Origin of the sequence: Streptomyces lunaelactis, assembly GCF_003054555.1 — a bacterium.
Classification (GTDB): Bacteria; Actinomycetota; Actinomycetes; order Streptomycetales; family Streptomycetaceae; genus Streptomyces; species Streptomyces lunaelactis.
The window spans coordinates 8,092,741-8,111,668 of record NZ_CP026304.1 but is presented as its reverse complement, the minus strand read 5'-3'; the positions used below and the strand labels follow the sequence as shown (position 1 = coordinate 8,111,668).

Annotated in this window: 13 protein-coding genes; 3 read left to right on the top strand and 10 right to left on the bottom strand. The window is 69.3% G+C overall.

Features of this window, described 5'->3' with window-relative positions; genetic code table 11:
- Positions 1-4: 4 nt before the first annotated feature.
- The 6 genes from SLUN_RS37075 to SLUN_RS37050 all read right to left on the bottom strand — a co-directional run bounded on the left by SLUN_RS37075 (position 5) and on the right by SLUN_RS37050 (position 7,866).
- A complete protein-coding gene (locus SLUN_RS37075; RefSeq protein WP_108154245.1) occupies positions 5-2,068 on the bottom strand; it encodes a SpoIIE family protein phosphatase in 2,064 nt (687 codons plus the stop codon).
- Between the two features lie 366 nt (positions 2,069-2,434).
- On the bottom strand, positions 2,435-3,313 hold the full coding sequence (locus SLUN_RS37070; protein WP_159100425.1) for a hypothetical protein: 879 nt from the start codon (positions 3,311-3,313) through the stop codon (positions 2,435-2,437).
- Positions 3,314-3,386: 73 nt separating this feature from the next.
- A complete protein-coding gene (locus tag SLUN_RS37065) occupies positions 3,387-3,989 on the bottom strand; it encodes a TetR/AcrR family transcriptional regulator (RefSeq protein ID WP_159100424.1) in 603 nt (200 codons plus the stop codon).
- Positions 3,990-4,210: 221 nt separating this feature from the next.
- Entirely contained in the window at positions 4,211-5,257 is a 1,047-nt protein-coding gene (locus SLUN_RS37060) for an ABC transporter ATP-binding protein (RefSeq protein ID WP_108154242.1), read from the bottom strand.
- Positions 5,254-6,840, bottom strand: a complete 1,587-nt coding sequence (locus SLUN_RS37055) for an ABC transporter permease (RefSeq protein WP_108154241.1) — start codon at positions 6,838-6,840, stop codon at positions 5,254-5,256. The genes SLUN_RS37060 and SLUN_RS37055 overlap by 4 nt, the downstream gene beginning before the upstream one ends.
- A 6-nt stretch (positions 6,841-6,846) precedes the next feature.
- Positions 6,847-7,866 carry an iron ABC transporter substrate-binding protein gene (locus SLUN_RS37050; RefSeq protein ID WP_108154240.1) on the bottom strand — a complete coding sequence of 340 codons (1,020 nt, stop codon included), beginning with the start codon at positions 7,864-7,866 and terminating at the stop codon, positions 6,847-6,849.
- 250 nt (positions 7,867-8,116) lie between these two features.
- Between SLUN_RS37050 and SLUN_RS37045 the strand changes: the two genes are divergently transcribed.
- The 3 genes from SLUN_RS37045 to SLUN_RS37030 all read left to right on the top strand — a co-directional run bounded on the left by SLUN_RS37045 (position 8,117) and on the right by SLUN_RS37030 (position 14,984).
- Complete coding sequence (locus SLUN_RS37045) at positions 8,117-10,714, top strand: AMP-binding protein (protein ID WP_108154239.1); 2,598 nt, start codon at positions 8,117-8,119, stop codon at positions 10,712-10,714.
- Between the two features lie 231 nt (positions 10,715-10,945).
- A complete protein-coding gene (locus SLUN_RS37040) occupies positions 10,946-11,224 on the top strand; it encodes a hypothetical protein (protein ID WP_254709806.1) in 279 nt (92 codons plus the stop codon).
- Between the two features lie 55 nt (positions 11,225-11,279).
- A complete protein-coding gene (locus SLUN_RS37030; RefSeq protein WP_159100423.1) occupies positions 11,280-14,984 on the top strand; it encodes an ATP-binding protein in 3,705 nt (1,234 codons plus the stop codon).
- Here the strand turns inward: SLUN_RS37030 and SLUN_RS37025 are convergent.
- From SLUN_RS37025 to SLUN_RS37010, 4 genes are all read right to left on the bottom strand, one after another.
- Entirely contained in the window at positions 14,960-15,709 is a 750-nt protein-coding gene (locus tag SLUN_RS37025; RefSeq protein ID WP_217505023.1) for a hypothetical protein, read from the bottom strand. The two genes, SLUN_RS37030 and SLUN_RS37025, sit on opposite strands and share 25 nt — an antisense overlap.
- A 446-nt stretch (positions 15,710-16,155) precedes the next feature.
- Positions 16,156-16,419 carry a hypothetical protein gene (locus SLUN_RS37020; protein ID WP_108154235.1) on the bottom strand — a complete coding sequence of 88 codons (264 nt, stop codon included), beginning with the start codon at positions 16,417-16,419 and terminating at the stop codon, positions 16,156-16,158.
- A gap of 203 nt (positions 16,420-16,622) precedes the next feature.
- On the bottom strand, positions 16,623-17,270 hold the full coding sequence (locus SLUN_RS37015; RefSeq protein WP_108154234.1) for a TMEM175 family protein: 648 nt from the start codon (positions 17,268-17,270) through the stop codon (positions 16,623-16,625).
- A 662-nt stretch (positions 17,271-17,932) separates the two neighbouring features.
- Entirely contained in the window at positions 17,933-18,892 is a 960-nt protein-coding gene (locus tag SLUN_RS37010; RefSeq protein ID WP_108154233.1) for a LysR family transcriptional regulator, read from the bottom strand.
- Positions 18,893-18,928: the final 36 nt, after the last annotated feature.

Here is an 18,928-nt window from a genome sequence, read left to right as displayed (position 1 = left end):
AGCGTCACGTCCGCAGGGTGCGGGCCAGGAGCACCGCCACGTCGTCCTGCCCGGGACGGGGCAGCAGCCGTTCCAGGACCCCGTCACAGAGCTCTTCCAGCGGCTGGTCAAGGTTCCGCAGCGCCTGCGCGAGCTGGTCCATGCCCTGGTCGAGGTCCCTGTCACGGGCTTCGATGAGACCGTCGGTGTACAGGACCAGCAGGCTGCCCGCGGGCAGCGGCACCTGTTCGGTGAGGAAGTCCTGCCTTCCTGTGCCCAGAGGCGTACCCGGCGGGCCGTCGAGGAACGTGATCGCCTCGCCAGGCGTGGCCACGGCCGGCGGAGGGTGACCGGCCCTCGCGATCACGCATCCACCGGATGCCGGGTCGTGCACGGCGTAGACGCAGGTCGCCATTTCGTCCTCCCCCAGGTCGGAGACGACTGCGTCGAGGGAGCGGAGCATCTGCGCGGGGGGAATGTCCAGGCGTGCCAGCGTACGCACCGCTGTGCGCAGTTGCCCCATGACGGCCGCCGCGTGGATCCCGTGGCCCATGACGTCCCCGATGACGAGTCCCGTCCGGTCACCGGGCAAGGTGATGACGTCGAACCAGTCGCCGCCGACGTCGTGGTCGCTGGCGGGGAGATAACGCCCGGTAAGTTCGAGGCCGGTGACATCGGGCAGCGCGCTGTTCGTCAGGCTCCGCTGCAGAGTGAGGGCCGCCTCCCGCTGGGTGGTGTACATGCGCGCGTTGTCGATGTTCAGCGCCGCGCGCGCGACCACCTCGTCGACGAGAACGCAGTCCTGCTCGTCGAACCGCTCGCGGCTGTTGAGCCGGGTCACCGTGACCGCGCCGAGCACCTTGCCGCGGGCGACCAGCGGGACCAGTCGCGCCGAGCCCAGACTGGCCAGGTACGTACGGAGCGCCTCGGCGCGTGGGTCGCTGACCAGCGCCGGTACGTCGGACCTGTACAGGTTCATGGGCCGGCCGTCGGCGATGACCCGCTCGTACACGGTGCCGGGCGGAATCTGCATGGTCTGGCCGGCCGCCAGTTTCGATGTGGGGGCGTTCGGGTCGGGGAAGGCGACCGCCAGCCGGCGCAGCACGCCCTGGGTGGACCCCGACCCGGCGGCCTCGTCCGGATCGAGGACCGATTCCAGCAGGTGTACGTCGGCCGAGTCGGCGAGCTGCGGCACCAGCACCTGCACCACTTCCTCGGCGGTCTTCAGCAGGTCCAGGGTGGTGCCGATACGGGCGCCCGCCTCCGCGAGCAGGGCGAAGCGCCGACGGGCCCGGTCGGCCTCGATGAGCGCCCGCTGGCCTTCGGTGATGTCGATGAGGGAGGCGATCAGGCCCAGCCGGCGGCCGGCGCCGTCCAGCAGCGGGGCGTACGAGCAGGACCAGGTCCGGTCATGATCGGGGTCGGCCGGGGTCCGGCCGGTGCGGCGCGCGTCGACGACCGGTGCACCGCGGTCCAGGACCTGCTGCATCATCGCCTCAAGCGCCGTGGCGTTGACGCCGGGGACCACCTCCGTCAGCCGTTTGCCCAGGTGCTCGGCCGCCGAGACGCCGTTCATCCGGGCCAGAGCGTCGTTGACCCGCAGGAACCTCAGGTCAGGGCCGAGGGTGGCCAGGCCGATGGGGGACTGGGTGAAGAGGCTCTGGAGGGCCGCCAGCGAGTCCCGCATGCGCAGGACCGCCGAGGTCTCCACGGCGATCAGCATCGCGCCCTGCCTGCCCTGCGGGTCGGCGGCGGGGACGATCCACATCTCCATCGTCACCTGGTGTCCGTCGCGATGCCGCACCGGCAGGGTCCCGACCACGGTCTCGCCGGCCTGGACCCGCCGCGTCAGCTGATCGGCCAGTTCCCGGTTGGCCTCGGGGACCAATACCGGTGAGGCAGGGCGGCCCAGGAGGTCCTCGGGGCGGTGACCGAGCAGGTCCTGGGCGGCGAGCGACCACTCCACGACGCGCCCTTCCGCGTCCTCCCTCCACAGCGCGATCGGAAGCAGTTCGCGGAGCACTCCCGCGTACCCGACAGCCGCCAAGGGCTGGTCCGGCACCTCGCTCGTCGACTGGTGAATGTCCAACGCATCGACCTAACCCCGGGGGGCGCAATTCCGACTGAATCACCCTATCTGAGACGTCGGCACGAGGCGCCCTACGGGCCGCGCACTTGCGCAGGGGCGACATGCCGAGCAACCGGTCTGGCGGTCCGACGCCGGCGGCGAGCGTTGCGCCATCCCCTTGGGTTCGGTCGGTGGTCCTGCCGACCAGAGCTCATGCGGCCGCGCGCAGCCTGCTGACCAGGACCGTGCCAGGCGACAGGGTCACCTGCTTCTCATCCAGAGAGTCGACGAGAGCGGCCGTGGATACGTTGCCTGACGATGAGTGAGGCTTCGCAGTCAACGGGAAATTCGCGCGTCTCAACCCCTGCCGGCGCCTCGACGAGTTCCTCACCGGACTCCCAGGAGCCCTGCGGTCCGTCCACGGCCGCCACGCCGGTCCGGCAGCGCGAGCACCGCGAAGGCCCGGTCCGCCGCGCCTCCGCGCCGTACGACCAAGAGCGCGGCGAGGAGGGCGGCAGCCGGGACGCCGAGCCACCAGCCCAGCAGGTGCACCGCGACCGAGGCCGCCACGGCCGTGCCGAGTGCCACCACGAATACCGCCCCCAGCACGGCGGCGAGGATACGCCGGCGACTCGTGACCGGTGCCGCCTCGCCCGCCTCGCGCTGCCCGGACCGGATCCAGGACACCATCAGCGCCAGCATCGCCGGGACGAGGACGACCCCCATCGCGTACAGCGTGAGCGCCACGGGCGAGGTGAGCCAGTCGGCCGCGCGCGCGAGCGCCTCCCCCGCGCCCGGTTGCCTCGGCCAGGCCGCGAACGAGTCCCGGTCGGCAGAGAAGAATCGCTGGTACCCGCGGCCGTCCCAGCCGTGGACGAGGATGAAGAACATGCCGACGTAACCGATACCCGCTTGCAGGAAGGCCGCGTACACCCGGCCGGAGGCGATGAGCCGCTCGGCGACCCAGAAACCTAGGACACCCTGACTCACATTCGTCGCCGCGAACAGCGCGACGAGCCACGCGGGCAGCGCCCCGTGCCCCCGTGCGACCTGCATCGTCTCCCAGTCCGGAAAGCCCCACAGCAGCCACGCTCCGCTGGGTGCGAACAGGACCGCGCAGTAGAGGAGCGCACCCATCAGGTACGGATTGGACCACCGACCGCCGTGCTCCGTACGGACGTTGCGGGCCGTGAGCTGACGGGCGGCGGCTGTCGCGAAACTCGCCCCTATCCCGTACGACCAGAAGACATCGACCTGGACCATCATGCTCTCCTTCCGGAATGACACGTCATTCCGTTCTCGAGGCAAAAGAAACGAGCGGTCCTTTCGGGCCTGCGGTTCAGGAGGAGCCGAGGCCGTCGAACATGAGCGTTTCCACCGTGCGGATCCATGGATCACGCATGGCTTGAGAGTCCTGAGCGTGCAGCAGACGCACCGCTCCCGTCAGGATCATTCCGTTCACGGCGAGGCCGACGACATGGGCGTCGAGGTCACGCCGGAGAAAGCCGCGGTCCTGGCCGTTGCGGATGAAGGCGGCGGTGTACGCGGCCGCCGCCTCCATGGCCCTGCCGGCGAGCTCCGGCTCGGCGCGGTCGATCGCGATGGCGTCGTAGAAGAGAATGCGGCACAGCGCCGGTTCCGCCACCACGAGGTCGAAGAGCTTGTGGCCGATGCGCCCGACCTGTTCCCGGTACTGCTCGAGCGACTGGCTGGAGCCGGGGTCCTCGTCGGCGATGGCGTCCATGACCTGACCCAGAGCACGGGCGACCACGCTGCGCGCGATGTCCTCCTTGTTCTTGAAGTACCGGTAGAACGTGCCGTGTCCGGCACCGAGCTCTCGGGCTATGTCGGAGATGCCTGTCGCGTGGTAGCCGCGCTCGGCGAAGACCTTGCCGGCCGCGCGCAGTATCGTGTCCCGCTTGTCCCCCACACCCTGCGGCACAACCAGCCCCTCTCCCCGCGGAATGACGTGTCATTCTGGAACCGGACGACAACTCCCGTCAATACCAAGGCAGTAGCAAGGCCGGGGGCCCTTCGCCGTTCCGGTGACGTGAACCCCCCGACGCGCCCGCCGATGTCCCCCTCACCACGCACCATCCCAAGCACCCTGGCCAGGCCCGGATCCGCAGCCGGCGCGGAATGCGACCTCAAGATCCCGACGGGTCACGCGGGGACGGGGTGAAGGGTGGCCACTCCCGTGACCCTGATACCGATGCGCTCGCCGGGGGACGCGGGTGCCGGGCCCGGAACCCGGACGTCGATGGGTGCGTCCACTTCGTCCAAGGCGACGGTGACCATGGCGTCGTGGCCGTAGTAGCGCACCTCGGTCACCATGCCGCGGGCCTCCGCCGAAGCGGTGTCGGTCAGTTGGATCTGTTCGGGCCGGAGCAGCACCATGCCCTCGCGTACGCCGCCCGGCGGGTCGGCCAGCGGGACGCGGCCGAGCGCGGTGGTTGCGGTGCCCTTGTCCACGGTGCCGGTGACGAGTACCGCGTCACCGACGAAGGCAGCCACCCAGGGGTCGGCGGGGCGGCGGTAGACCTCGTGCGGCGTGTCGCACTGGGCGATGGTCCCGTTCCGTACGACGGCGACGAGGTCGGCCGTGGAGAGGGCCTCCTGCTGGTCGTGGGTGACCAGGACAGCGGTGGCTCCGGTGGCCTGGAGGGCGGCCCGTACGTCGGCCCGCAGGCCGGTCCGCAGGGAGCTGTCCAGAGCGTTGAACGGCTCGTCGAGCAGCACCAGTTGCGGCTGTGGGGCCAGGGCGCGGGCGAGGGCGACGCGCTGTTGCTGGCCGCCGGAGAGTTCGTGCGGCATACGGTCGCCGTAGCCCGCGAGGCCGACCAACTCCAGCATCTCCTCGACGCGGAGGCGGCGCGTACCCCGGTCGAGGCCGGTCAGGCCGAAGGCGACGTTGCGTGCCACGCTGAGGTGCGGGAACAGGGCGCCTTCCTGGGGGACGATCCCGATGCGGCGCCGTTCGGGCGGGAGGTGCGTGCCGGGGCCGCTGAGGGTGCGGTCGCCGATGGTCACGGTGCCCGAGTCGGCGCGCAGGAAACCGGCGATGATGCGCAGCAGCGTGGTCTTGCCGCAGCCCGAAGGGCCGAGCACGGCGACCAGGGCGCCGGCGGGGACGGTGAGGTCGAGTCCGTCGAGAACGGTGGCGCCGGAGCCGTACACCTTGGTCAGCCCGGTGATCTGAAGGTCGGTCATGCGCGGTGCCTTCCGAGGAGGTACGACGGGATGGCCGCCAGCAGGATCAGCGCCGCGGCGTAGGGGGCCGCGGCGGCGAACGATCCGGTTCCGGTCTCCGTCCACAGGAGGGTGGCCAGGGTGTCCATGCCGGTAGGGCGCAGCAGGAGGGTCGCAGGCAGCTCCTTCATGCAGACCACGAAGGTCAGCGCGGCTCCGGCGGCAACCCCGGGCGCGGCCAGCGGCACCGTCACCTCGCGCAGCACGCTCAGCGGGGAGCGGCCGAGCGAGCGGGCGACGTCCTCCAGTACCGGCGGGGACTGCAGCACGGCCGCACGCGTGCCGGCCACCGCGACCGGCAGGAAGAGCACGGCGTACGCGCAGACCAGCAGCGGGAGTTCCTGGTAGAGCGGTTCGGCGTAGCGGACCGCGAAGAAGACCAGGGACAGCGCGACGGTGATGCCGGGCAGGGCGTGTCCGGCATAGGCGGACTGCTCCAGCAGGTGCGCGGTCCGGCCGCGGTGGCGGGCGGCGATCACGCCGACGGGTAGGGCGAGGAGGGTGGTGAGCGCTGCTCCGGCGGCGGCCACGCCGAGGGTCGTTCCGGCGGTTTCGAGGAGCCTGGCCGGGTCCCAGGTGGCGGAGTTGCCGACTGCGAGCCAGTAGCCGAGCGTGGCCAGCGGGGTGAGGACGGCGGCGGCGGTGACCGCCGTGCACCAGGCCAGCGCGGGCGCCCGCCACCGGCCCAGCGGCGTGGGGACGGCGGGGCGTGCGGTGCCGGTTCCGGTCCTGGCGTGGCCGGCCCGGCCACGGGTACGCGCTTCGACGGCCACGAGCACGATCGTCATCGCCACCAGGACGACGCTGAGGGCGGCGGCCGGGGTGCGGTCGAAGCTGGCCCGGTAGGAGGTGTAGATGCCGCGCGTGAAGGTGTCGTACCGCATCAGGGAGACGGCGCCGAAGTCGGAGAACACGTACAGCGCGACCAGTACGGCGCCCCCGGCGGCCGCGGGGCGCACCTGCGGCACTGTGACGCGCAGGAAGGTCCGCAGCGGTCCGTGGCCGAGCGAGCGGGAGACCTCCTCCTGCGCCGGATCGGTGCCGCGCAGCGCGGCCGTGACGGGGAGATAGACGTACGGGAAGCTCACCAGGGTCAGGGCGAGGGCGGCCCCGGTGAAGCCCGCGAGGTCCGGGAAGGCGGAGAGCCAGGCGAACGCGGCGACGTAGCTGGGCACGGCCAGCGGCAGGGTCACCAGCACCGACCAGGCCCGGGCTCCGGGCAGGGCGGTCCGTACGGTGAGCCAGGCCAGTGAGACGCCCAGCAGCAGGGAGGCGGTCACGACAACTGCGGCGAGTCCCAGGCTGCGGCCCAGGAGCTGGGCCGTGCGCTCGTTGGCGATGACGTCCCAGGCGAAGGCGGGACCGCGTTCCAGGGAGCGGACCGCGAGATAGCCGAGGGGCAGCAGCGCGAAGACCGCGGCGACGGCGGCGGGAATCAGCAGGACGGCAGGCGGGCGGCGCCCGGCGCGCGACCGCCCGGCCGGCGGGGTGCCGGTCGGGCGGGCGGCCGGATCCGTCCGCGGGACAGGATCCGTGGAGTACATGACGGCTCAGACCATCCCGGCGTCCTGCAGCATCTTCAGGGTCTCCTGAAGAGATTCGAGCCTGCCGAGGTCGATCTTGGGGGCTTCGAGGGACGACAGCGGCGGCAGGTCCTTGACCGTGCTGGTCACGTCGGCGGCCAGGGGGTATTCCTTGGTGTCGTCGGCGAAGTACTTCTGCGCCTTCGCCGAGAGGAGGAAGTCGACGGCCTTCTGAGCCACCGGTGCCTGGTCGTTGCCCTTGATGATGCCGACTCCGGCCGCGTTGACCAGCGCACCCGGGTCGCCGCCCGGCAGGAAGTGGATCTTCGCGCCGACCTTGTCCTCACCCTTCTCGGCGACCCGCTCGTACCAGTAGTAGTGGTTGACCAGGCCGAGCGAGACCTCGCCCTTGCCGACGGCGTCCAGCACCTTGAGGTTGTTCTCGTACACCTTCGGCTCGTTGGCCTTGAGTCCCTTGAGCCAGGCGCGGGTGGCGTCGTCGCCCTCAAGGACGCGCATGCCGGTGACGAAGGCCTGGAAAGAGGCGTTGGTCGGGACGTAACCGATCTTGCCCTTCCACTCCGGCTTGACCAGGTCGTGCACGGTGTCCGGCACCTTGGCCACCTGGCCGGGGTTGTACGCGAGGACGCGGACGCGTCCGGAGGTGCCCACCCAGTCGCCCGCGCCGCCGCGGAACGCCGGTTCGACCTTGTCGAGCGACGCCTGGGGCAGCTTCGCCAGCAGGCCCTTGCTGGAGAGGGCGCCGAGGGCGCCCGCGTCCTGGGAGAAGAACAGGCCGGCCTTGGTCTTGCCGCCCTCCTCCTGAATCTGCGCCGCGAGCTCGGCACTCTCGCCGTAGCGGACGGCGACCGTGGTGCCTACGGCCTTCTCCAGGTCGTCCAGGAGCGGCTTGACCAGCTTCTCGTTACGGCCCGAGTAGATCACGAGCCCGGCATCGTCCTCGTCGACGCCACAGCCGGCGACAGCGGGGAGGAGGAGTGCCGCCGCGAGGAGCGCGGGCAAGCGTCGGATCAAGGGGCGTCGCATGGGAAGCCTTCCTGCATGTGCGGCGGAGAGAATTCTTCAACGCCCAATAACTAAGGTAAAGCTAACCTAAAGGTCAAGAGTGACGCACGCAACGTTCGGGCGCGCCAAGACCGCGCCGGAACAGCGGCGGAGCCGACCCTACCTCGCGACTTCCTGTGGATCTCCAGTGGGCCCCCAGTGGATCTTCCATGAACCAGCTGTGACATCTCTGTGACTATCCAGCCAGGTAAGCCTTTCCTAAGATGCGTTCGTGACAGCCCCCTCCGACCTGCTCCCAGGCACCCGATCCGTCCCGTTCGCACTCGCTCTCGCGGCCCACGGCGACCGCACGGCGGTCATCGCTGCCGACGGCCCAGTGACCTATCGCGAGCTCGCCGCGCGGGTGGACGCGACCGCCCGCCGCCTCGGCCGGGAACGCCGTCTGATCCTGCTGGTCGGTGCCAACACCCTCGACGCCCTCGTCGTCCACCTCGCGGCGCTCGCTTCGGGGCACCCGCTCCTGCTGGTCCCGGGCGACCACCCCGACGCCGTGCAGTCACTGATCGACGCGTACGACCCGGACGTCGTGGCACGCCCCGACAGCCGGGAGTGGGTGCTCGACGAACGGCGCCCGGTATCGGCGCACGTGCTCCACCCGGACCTCGCGCTGCTGCTGAGCACCTCCGGCTCGACCGGATCGCCCAAGCTCGTCCGGCTGTCGCACGAGAACCTCCAGTCCAACGCGGAGTCGATCGCCGAGTACCTGGGAATCAGGGACACCGACCGCGCCGCCACGACCCTGCCCATGCACTACTGCTACGGCCTTTCCGTCATCCACAGCCACCTGCTGCGCGGCGCCACAGTGATCCTCACCGACCTGTCGGTCGCCGACACCTGCTTCTGGGAGCTGTTCCGAAGCTGTCGCGGGACGACGTTCGCGGGGGTCCCGTACACCTTCGACCTACTGGACCGGGTCGGCTTCGACGCGATGGAGCTGCCTCACCTGCGGTACGTGACCCAGGCGGGTGGGCGGCTCGCACCCGCGCTCGTCCAGCGGTACGCCGCGCTGGGCCGGGCATCCGGCTGGGAACTGTTCGTGATGTACGGACAGACCGAGGCCACGGCCCGCATGGCCTATCTGCCCCCCGAACTCGCCGCGACCCGTCCCGAGGCGGCCGGGGTCGCCATCCCCGGCGGGTCCTTCCGGCTCCACCCGCTGCCCGAATGGCCCGAAGAGGACACCGGCGAACTGGTGTACGCGGGACCCAACGTCATGCTCGGCTACGCCCACACGCCACAGGACCTCGGACTGGGCCGGACAGTGAAAGAGCTCGCGACCGGCGACATCGCGCGGCTCACCCCTGACGGGCTCCACGAAATAGTCGGCCGCCGCAGTCGGTTCGTGAAGATCCTCGGCCTGCGGATCGACCCCGACCAGGTCGAGGCGATGCTCACACGGCACGGCATCACCGCGCTGTGCGCAGGCGACGACGAAGCCCTCGCCGTCGCCGCCACCAGTGCTCGCGCATCCGAAGCGGGGCGGATACAAAAGCTCGTGACGAGCGAGTGCGGTCTGCCGGCGCGCGCTGTCCGGGTCCGCATCGTGGCCGAGCTGCCCCGCCTGGCCTCCGGCAAACCCGACTACCGAGCGGTGCGCGAACTCGGCCGCCCCGCCGACGCGGCCGCGCCCGGACCCGGGCCCGCCGGGGGCATGGACCCCGAGGACCTGTGCGCTCTCTACGCGCTGATCCTCGACCGGCCCCGGCAGGAGGTGACCCAGGCAAGCACGTTCGTCAGCCTGGGGGGCGACTCACTCTCGTACGTCGAGATGTCGCTCCACCTCGAGGAGCGGCTCGGCCACCTGCCCGCCGCCTGGCACACGACGCCGATCCGCGAGCTCAGGCCGCCCGAGCGGAAGGCCCCCTCGCACAGACGCGCCCTGGAGACCAGCGTCGCCCTGCGCGCCGTGGCAATCTTCTGCGTCATCGGCTCGCACATCCAGGTCTTCGGGATCAAGGGCGGAGCACACCTGCTGCTTGCCCTCGCCGGCTACAACTTCGCCCGCTTCCACCTGACTACCGCCGACCGCCGCGAGCGGGTCCGCCGCATCTGGGTCAGCATCGGCCGCGTCGCGCTGCCGAGCATGGCGTGGATCAGCTTCGTCCTGCTCCTCAATGACGACTACACGCTGGCCAATCTCGCCCTGCTCGACAGCGTCTTCGGGCCCGAGGACAGCAAGACGGGCATGCATTTCTGGTTCATCGAGGCCTTGGTCTACATCCTGATCGCCGCCGTCGCCGTTCTGGCTCTCCCCCTCGCCGACCGGTGGGAGCGCCGCTTCCCGTACGGCCTACCGCTGACGATCGCGGCCGTGGGTCTGCTCCCCCGCTACGACCTCCTCGGCCTCCCCGACCGCACCCAGATCCCAGACGCGATAACCGTCTTCTGGCTGTTCGCACTGGGCTGGGCGGCGGCGAAGGCCGGGACCGCGCGCCGGCGGCTGCTGGTCACCGCCGCGGCGCTGGCCACAGTGCCCGGCTTCTTCCCCGGCGACCCCGGACGAGAAGCGATCATTGTCGCCGGATTCGCGCTGCTCGTGTGGGTCCCCACCCTGCCCAGCCGGGAACGCGTCAACCAGCTGGCCGGCCTCATGGCAAGCAGCTCGCTGTACATCTACCTGACCCACTGGCAGATCTTCCCCCTCATCGAAGGGTTCTCCAGGCATCTGGCGTTCCTGGCCTCACTGGTCTTCGGCATCGCTTATGCCACCTGCGTCACCCGCCTGATGCGAGGCCTTCCCGTCAATCCGCTGCCCTCGCTCCGCCGGTCACCGGCGGGCAGGCACACCTCTGACCGCAGTCGGGCGTGACCCCGACTCCTGCAGCATCACGGTCAGTCGGTGACCTGTTCGCAACTGTCCTGCCTGCTGCGGGCGATGAGGAGGTGAAGGCCGTCGCCGGCTCTCGGCTCCTGCGGTGTTGACGAAGAGGCCCCGCCTGCGATCCGCGGCAGCCATGATGAAGGCATGACGGGTGGACAGCGTGTCGTGATAGTTGCGTCGGGCGTGGGGGTAGGGCTGCTGGCAGGGGCCTTTTGCCTCATGAGCTGGGACCGCGCGGATCAGGTCGCCGGAATTGCATCTGCCTTCTTGAGCGTCGCGGCGTTGGGCGTTGCGGTGTGGGCGGTCATGGCCGGCACCACCGGTTCGCGCTTGCGTGCGTCGAATACGGGGAAGGCCACCGTACGAGGTGGAGGGACCGCCAACACCGGCGTAGTCCTGCCCAACAGTGGCGTCTCGGACAGCACGGTGCACGTGCAGAAAACCGGGGCCGCGGAATCGGACGGCGGGCAGGCCAACACCGGCATTACCCCGCAGTGACCCCCAGCCCGCCCTTGGCAGATCTTCGGCAACAGCACAGGAGCTAAGGAGAGCCATGGCGGGCCCAGGACGGCTGACTGCCAAAGCGACGGGCGACGGTCACGCGGAGGGAGCGGGCGCCTTCATCAACACAGGTGTCATCGACGGCGACGTGATCCTGCCGCCGGTACACCCCGCTGTCTCCGGATACCTGCACCAAGTCCGCCGACTGGCGGCCGACTGCTTCCAGGGCCGCGAACAGGAGTTGGCCGCCATGGCGGCCTTTTGTACGGCTTCGGACGCCCATGCCGATGAGGGCCCTCATGCCAGGTGGTGGCGTTGGCTGGCCCCGGCGTGGGCAGGCAAGACTGCGCTCATGGCGCATTTTGTTCTGGCCCCTCCGCCCAACGTCGTGGTGGTGTCCTTCTTCATCACCGCTCGCCTCGCCGGTCAGAACAACCGTTCCGCCTTCTGCGAAGTGGTGCAACGCCAGCTCTACGCACTGCTCGGCGAAGAGGAACCACCCACGAGCGAACACACCCGTGATGAGCACCTCCTGCATGCCTTCGACCGGGCCGCAGCTCGCTGCGCTGCGCACGGCGAACGTCTCGTGCTGGTGGTCGACGGCCTTGACGAAGACCGTGGCGTCGCCCGGACAGGCGACGGCCACAGCGTCGCTGCTCTCCTGCCCTCCTCGCCCCCGCACAACGCCCGCATACTCGTCGCCGGTCGCCCGCATCCACCTGTCCCACACGACGTTCCTGGCGGCCACCCGCTGCACACCCACGAGATCAACCACCGCCTGGAACGATCTCCCCACGCGGCCGCTGTCCGTGCCGAAGCCGAGAACAGCCTCGACGCCATGCTGGAAACAGGAGGCCTGCCCTGCGAACTCCTCGGCCTGATCGCGGCAGCCGGCGGCGGACTGACCGCCGAGGACCTCGCTCACCTCACAGGCAATCGGCCACTGAAAGTCCGAAGGACCCTGGCGGGCGCGACCGGCCGGATCTTCCTCACCAGCCCCCCGATCTGGGCTCCCGACGGCAAGGTGTACCTACTTGGCCACGAAGAGATCCAGGCAACTGCCATGGAGATGCTCTCCGACACCGAACTTCGCACCTACCGCGATCGTCTCCACGCCTGGGCCGATCTCCACCGGGCCAACGCCTGGCCGGTCGAGACCCCGGAGTATCTGCTGCGCGGCTACACCTCGTTACTACGTGCCACCCGAGATCGGGAACGAATGGTGGCGCTGGCCGCCGACCCGGCGCGACACGAAAGACTGTGGCTCACCACCGGTTCGGACCTCGAAGCCCTTACCGAGATCACCGGCGCGTTCGACCTTCACTGCGCTGGGGCAGGCCCCGACGGCCCGGACATCAGCACCGCTCTCGTCCTTGCCATCCGCCGCGACACCCTGCACGGTCACAGCAAGACCGTTCCCGCCGACCTCGTCGCCGCGTGGTCACTCCTCGACCACACTGATCGCGCCATCAGCCTTGCTCTGGCTCACCCGGACCAGCATCAGCGAGTGCGTACGCTGGTACGTGCATCCACCTCCCTTGTCGGGCTCGGCAGCAACGTCGCTGCGCAAGCATTGGCCGAACCCGCAGTTGCTATCGCGCGCGCTCTTGACGAGCCGAGTGATCGGGTCAAGGGGCTGGCGCAGGTGGCCGAAGCCCTCGCCGAGGCAGGAGCGCTGGAACAGGCTCTTGATGTCGCTGCTGAGGCCCTCGAGATCGCACGCGCGCACGCTGAGAGCAGCCAGCAGGCCAACTTCCTGATCGCTGTCGCCCGCGCCGTAAGCAGTGCCGGGAAACACGTACGCGCTCCAGCGCTCGCCATGGAAGTCGCCGAGTTATCCCGCACCGTCGACGGCGAGAACATGCGGGTTTGGGCCCTGAGCGCCGCAGCTGAAACACTGGCCGGCCTGGGTCGGCACGAACAGGTCACTGAGATCGCAAACGAAATCATTGCCCTGGCTCCCGCCAATCCCAACATCGACATTCGCGCCCTCATGCTTCACAAGGCTGCCCTCGCCATGGCCCAGGCAGGACATCCGGAGCGAGCTGTCGAGATCACGCTCCAGGCCATCGAGATCGCTCGTGCCCTTGCTGACCCTGAGCGTTTGTCAGATGTGCTGGCCGATATCGCCAGTGCTACGGCCAGGGTTGAGCAGTACGATCTTGCCGTCGAGACCGCCCGCAGCATCGTCGACGCCGAATGGCAGGCAAAGGCACTGGCTGACATCGCGGGTTTCATGTGCGGCATGGGACAGCATGAACGCGCCCTCGAGCTCGCCCGTACCACTCACCCCGTAGGTCCGGCACTGTCACTAGTTGCTGAAGCCCTCTCCGAGGCAGGCCGGCACGAGCGCGCCATCATCCTTGCCACCGAAGCCGCAGAGACCGCCCGCGTTCTCGACGACCCCCAACGCCAGGCGCTGGCCCTGGGGGTTGTAGCTCATGTTCTGGCCAGGGCAGGGCACCACGAGCGCGCGGCCAGGATCGCCCGCACGGTGACCGATCCTGAGCGGCGGTCGAGGACGATGGCTGTGGTCGCCAGCATCGCGGCCAAGGACGGTCTGCGCGAGCGTGCCACCGAACTCGCCTCTGAGGCCGCCGTAATCGGCCGAGCCGTCAACGATCCAGAGTGGCGGACTCAGGTGCTGGGTGTCGTGGCCGACGCGATGGCTGTGGTCGGCCATCACGAGGGCGCGATCGAACTCGCGGCCGAAGCCGAAACGTGCGCCCGCACCATAGCCGAGGCCTCTACTCGGGAATGGTTGCTGACCAGGGTCGTTGTTGCTCTGGCCCGAGCTGGGGAGCAGGGACGCGCTGGAGAACTTGTGCGCACCTTCCACGGCGCGGAAGAGCGGTCAGCCGCATTGATTCATGTGCTCGGCCTGATGGAGGAGTGCGAGCAATGGGACGAGCTCGCCGCCGCGGCCGTCGAAAGCGCCCGCGCCATTACACAGCCGCGCGACCGCTCACCGGCGTTGGCCAACGTCGCGTGCGCTCTGCACCACAAAGGGCACCACGAGTATGCCGAAGCGCTCGCCAACGAAGCTGTGAACAGCGCCCGCACCCTGGAGGGCAGGGAATACGACTGGGCGTTGGGCCGCGCAGCGGAGGCTCTCGCCCGGATGGGGCAATGCGAGCGTGCTGCCGAGCTGGTCCGTACTCTGGCCGCACCTGCCGGCGTCGTGATTCGGGGCTTCGTCGCCAGTGCCATCGCCGACGTGGGCTGCTTCGAGAGTGCGGTCGAGCTTGTTGCCGAAGCCGTCGAGATCGCCCGTAGCCACGGCGACCTTTCCGTGCTGAGCAAGGCGCTGGTCCATCAACTCGGTGTTCTGGCCGCGACGGGTAACCGTCCAAGGGCTGTTGAGCTGGCCGCGGACGCTGACGAAGCTGTCCGCGCACTTCCTGTTGCCTGGCAAGCAGACGATCTGGTGAAAATGGCTGCTGTCATGGCCGCCGTGGGGAACGTCGACCGTGCTATCGAGTTTGCTGGTGAAGCGGCCTCGATACCTGAGTTCCTCAGACCTTCGGGAAACACTGGCGGGGCGTGGACGCTAGTAGAGGCCGCTGACGTGTGCGGTGCCACCGCGAAGGGACGCGAATTCACGGTGGATGCCTTGCAGACCGCGTTCTGGCTGGACACTTTTCGCATACTTCCGGCACTGGCGCCAGAGGCAGTTCCGGTGGCAGCCCACTGCTTGCTCGATGAGGGGTGGGCCGCCTGGCCCGGGACGCCTCAAGCCGTCCCCTTCAGTTCCTGAAGACGAGCTCGGAGCTCGGATGCGGCGGTGTCGAACGTGCCGGTCAGCGCGGGCACGAGGGTGAGGGCCGCGGCGATGAGCTCAGGCGAGGCCTTCGGATCTGCGTGGACCGCTCTGAATGCATCCGGCGCGGTCATCGGAGTCAGCCGGTACTTCCAGGCCAGGTGAGCGTGCGATGGGGCGTAGTGGTCCGTCAGGATCTCGATGGGGCTCAGCAACACACTGGTGCGGCGGAGGAGCGGGGCGAGGCCCGTTCCGCCGAGCAGTTCACAGATCTCGTAGTCATGGGCCTGGTTGCGGCGGTGGTCGTTGTGCACCTGGACAATCACCGCGTAGACCAGCGCACGCTCGCGATCTGTGCGGGGGCTCGGACGGGACACGTTCTGCCACAGCGTCTCGATAGCGCTCGGGCAGATTCGGGAACCGTTGCCGACACCAGTAGCGGCCGTGGCGGGGGTGAGGGCCATGCGGATGGCGCCGAGCGCGACGGTCTCCTGCGAAAGCCGGCGCTCGTAACGAAGACCCTCGGCCGCTTCCGGCTCTGCCTCCCGTGAGGCTTCCCGCACCTGATCGACGGTCGGCCCGTCGGTCCACACGAACGTCCACTCGCGCGTGGGGACGGAGTACTCGGCTTCGACCTGCCCGTGTTTGTGGTGGTCGAGGCTGAACTGTTCGGTGAGCGTGCGGGCGAGCCGGCGAAGGCGCGCTGCGCGGCTAAAGGCCATCGGGTATCGGGTGTTTCGTCATGGCGGGAGTGTAGGTGCTCCCCCGGGGTATGCCCGGACCTTCGCTCCGGCGGCCAGCCGGCTGCCGGGGGAGGTTCAACAGGTCAAAGAGAGTCCGGGCGTCGGCCGGCGCCAGCCGGTCTCTGTCCGGCCGACTGCCTCGGCCCGCGCTCAGCGGCTACTGTCGCGAAATCGGCTCGGGGTGTGCGCCTGCCCGTACGCCACATGTCGATCAGCGGATCCCGCCACAGCGCCGACGAGCCGAACACAAGCGACTCGTGCCGAACTCCAGGCCCGCCGCGCCAGGGTGTCCAGGCAACGCCGCCCGAGTTCGGCCAACTCCTGCTGGCGCCCATTCAATTCCGCCGCAGCGCTCACTGCATGCTCCGCCTCCGTACTTCGGGGCTCGTTCTGCCGTTCGGCACCCACGCCCCGCCGAGCCGCCGTCAACCACGCTCGAATTTCTCGAACTTCTCGGCGGGAGTGCGCAAGCCGTCACGGAACGCTTCGAGACCGGCGTTGAAATCGAGTACGGAGCCCACGAACAGCGCTGACTCGTCCGGGGCGACATAGATTTTCCCTCCGCCGCGTACTGCGTGCGCTACGCAGACACCGAGGCCGTCAGGTAGCTCGATCACCTTCAGGACCGGGTCTTGGGTGAGCTTCGCGAAGTAGGCCTTCGCGAAATCCACCAAGCGATCGATGTCCACCGTGATACCCGTTTCCCGTACTCTCGCTCGCGCACAAAGTCGATGACCGTCCTGGACGAAGATACGGCTTCCGGCGCCCACTCCTGCCGCACTCCCGCCCCTTCCGTGCCAAGCCCCCTTGGCTCACCCGTCCCGCCCAACGAGGTACCGAGGCGCGGGGAAACAGGGGCGTAACTCATCCGGCCCGATCCAAACGAAAGACCCTAGGCGCCGACCCGTTGGGCGGCCGCGCGCAGGCGCTTGCCCCGCTTGCCCGTCACCGCCTTGACCGGGATCAGCACTGCCCACCACAGCTTCGCGCCCGTCGGGGATACGAAGGCGAGCGGCACGGCGACGGCGAAGATCAGCACCGTCCACGCCAGATCGGCCACATCGTTGCGCGCGACGGGATCGGGAAGCGTCGCGCTACCCAGCCACGGGCGCTTCCACAGTACGACCGTCAGGGCGAGCTGCGTGGCCCCCATGGCCGCGACGGCGCCGGAGTAGACGGCCACCGACTGTGGCAGGTCCCCGTATTCGGCCAGCAGGGTGGTAGGGAAGGGCATCAGGGCGACCAGCCCCAGGCTCAGCAGCCCGAGCCTGATGACCGTCCCGTCCACTTCCCGCACGTACCGGAACATCTGGTGGTGGCCCCGCCAGAACGCCGCGATGACCAAAAAGCTAAGAGCGTACGCCCACAAGTTGGGCATCACATCCCTCAGCGCCCGCTTGAAACCATCGGAGTCCAGTTCGGCGGGCAGCGTGATGTCCAGCGCCAGCAGCGTCATCGCGATGGCGAACACCCCGTCCGACAGCGCGAGGAGTCGGGCCGCGCTCCCCTCGTCGTCCCACACTCGCTGGTGGCCGTTCACAACGCCACCCTAGGACTAAATTCACCGAGATGCTCCGATTGATCCCTTGAACGTGTTGAGCCGCCCGCCGGACTTCGTAGCCCGCTCGATGGCGTGCAGGTTCCGCGGCATCGATGCCCTGTCACCGGATGTCTGTGATCAACGCTGAGCTGACTCGGTTTGGGGTCACCGCGGCCGCGCGGACCGCGGTTCCGCCGGGGCCAGGTGCTGACGGAAGCGGGCGAACAGGCCGAAACCGGCTTCCTGCGAGGCCAGTTGGCCTGTGGTGGTAATAGACGTCACGAGGTCACTCCTCGAACACTCTGGCAGTGCTGGGCGTCGGGGTGGTCCGGGTCGACGGCTGCCAGGGCCACCCGCCACCTTCCCGTGTCCCGCCCCGACGTGCCCCTGCCCGTCATCGAGCTGCGCCTCCCACCAGCGGGTTGATCGGGGGTGTATAGCGTTCACCGCCATGAGTGATGACTGGCGGATGGACCGAGCTGAGCACGCTTATTGGCCACACCGGCCAACTGGCGGGTTGTGACCGCTCTCCGTGATGGCTACAGCTGGAGGAGGGTGCGGGCTCTGAGCACGACGTCGTACCCGGCGGCGCGCATCTCGGTGGGTGCCCATTCGTCACCGTTGCTCAGGGCTCGCCAATCCTGCTTTGCTCTCCTCCTCTTTCAGTGACGCCGTTCAGTCTCCTCGCGTGATGTCGAAGATGGTGGCGGGGCGCTCGCCGGTTCGGCCGGCCGGGGACCGGTGAGGTGGGCCTGGGCGAACTTACGGAAGGCCGCCACCAGGCGGCTGCGGTCGCCGGTGCGGGTCGCAAGCACGACGTGGCTCGGCTCGACGCCGTGCAGGGGGATCGCGGTGAGGTCGGGGCGGAGGCGGTTGTGGCCGACGTCGGCCGTGATGGCCAAGGCCTGCCCGGAAGCGATGAGTTCGAACTTGTCCTCGAAATCCTCGATGAGGGGACCGTCGGGTGCCCGGCTTCCGTCGGGCCGGGGATCGATGCGCCAGAAGGCGTTCCAGTCCGGGTCGGGCACCCGGAGCAGCGGCTCGTCGGGGATGTCGTCGAGGGTGACGGACTCCTTGCCGGCCAGACGGTGCCCGAGGGGTACCACCAGCACCCGGGGCTCGTCGTAGAGGATCGTCACGTGCAGCTGGTCGGTCCGGATCGGCAGCCGGGTCACCACCGCGTCCACGCGGTGTTCGAGCAGGGCCTCCCGCGGCTCGTTCCAGGCCAGGTGCAGGGCTTGTACGTCGGCGTCCGGGTGCCGGTGGCGCAGCTCACGCACCGCCGGGGTGACGATGAGGCCCGTGGTGTACCCGATGGTGATCCGGCTGGGCTCGGCGGCTGCCCGGGCGTGGGCCGCAGCCTGCGCGGCTGAGCGCAGCAGCGCCTTGGCGCGGGGCAGGAAGACCTCCCCGGCCTCGGTCAGCCGGCTGCCCTGCGGGGTGCGGTCCAGCAGGCGCGCGCCCAACTGCTCTTCAAGGCGGCGGACCTGACGGCTCAGGGACGGCTGGGTGACGTGGAGGGCCTCGGCGGCGCGGCCGAAGTGCCGGTGCTCGGCAACGACCGCGAAGTACCGCACCAGACGCAGATCGAGGTCCACAGAAGGCGGGGGCGAGTGGGGCATGCCTTCATCGTATCCTCTCGCGCCTGACAGGCAGCA

Coding starts and splice junctions, on each gene's coding strand:
- SLUN_RS37070 (WP_159100425.1), bottom strand. CDS start 3,313: ATGATGGTCCAGGTCGATGTCTTCTGGTCGTACGGGATAGGGGCGAGT.
- SLUN_RS37060 (WP_108154242.1), bottom strand. CDS start 5,257: ATGACCGACCTTCAGATCACCGGGCTGACCAAGGTGTACGGCTCCGGC.
- SLUN_RS37055 (WP_108154241.1), bottom strand. CDS start 6,840: ATGTACTCCACGGATCCTGTCCCGCGGACGGATCCGGCCGCCCGCCCG.
- SLUN_RS37050 (WP_108154240.1), bottom strand. CDS start 7,866: ATGCGACGCCCCTTGATCCGACGCTTGCCCGCGCTCCTCGCGGCGGCA.
- SLUN_RS37040 (WP_254709806.1), top strand. CDS start 10,946: ATGAGCTGGGACCGCGCGGATCAGGTCGCCGGAATTGCATCTGCCTTC.
- SLUN_RS37030 (WP_159100423.1), top strand. CDS start 11,280: ATGGCGGGCCCAGGACGGCTGACTGCCAAAGCGACGGGCGACGGTCAC.
- SLUN_RS37025 (WP_217505023.1), bottom strand. CDS start 15,709: ATGGCCTTTAGCCGCGCAGCGCGCCTTCGCCGGCTCGCCCGCACGCTC.
- SLUN_RS37010 (WP_108154233.1), bottom strand. CDS start 18,892: ATGCCCCACTCGCCCCCGCCTTCTGTGGACCTCGATCTGCGTCTGGTG.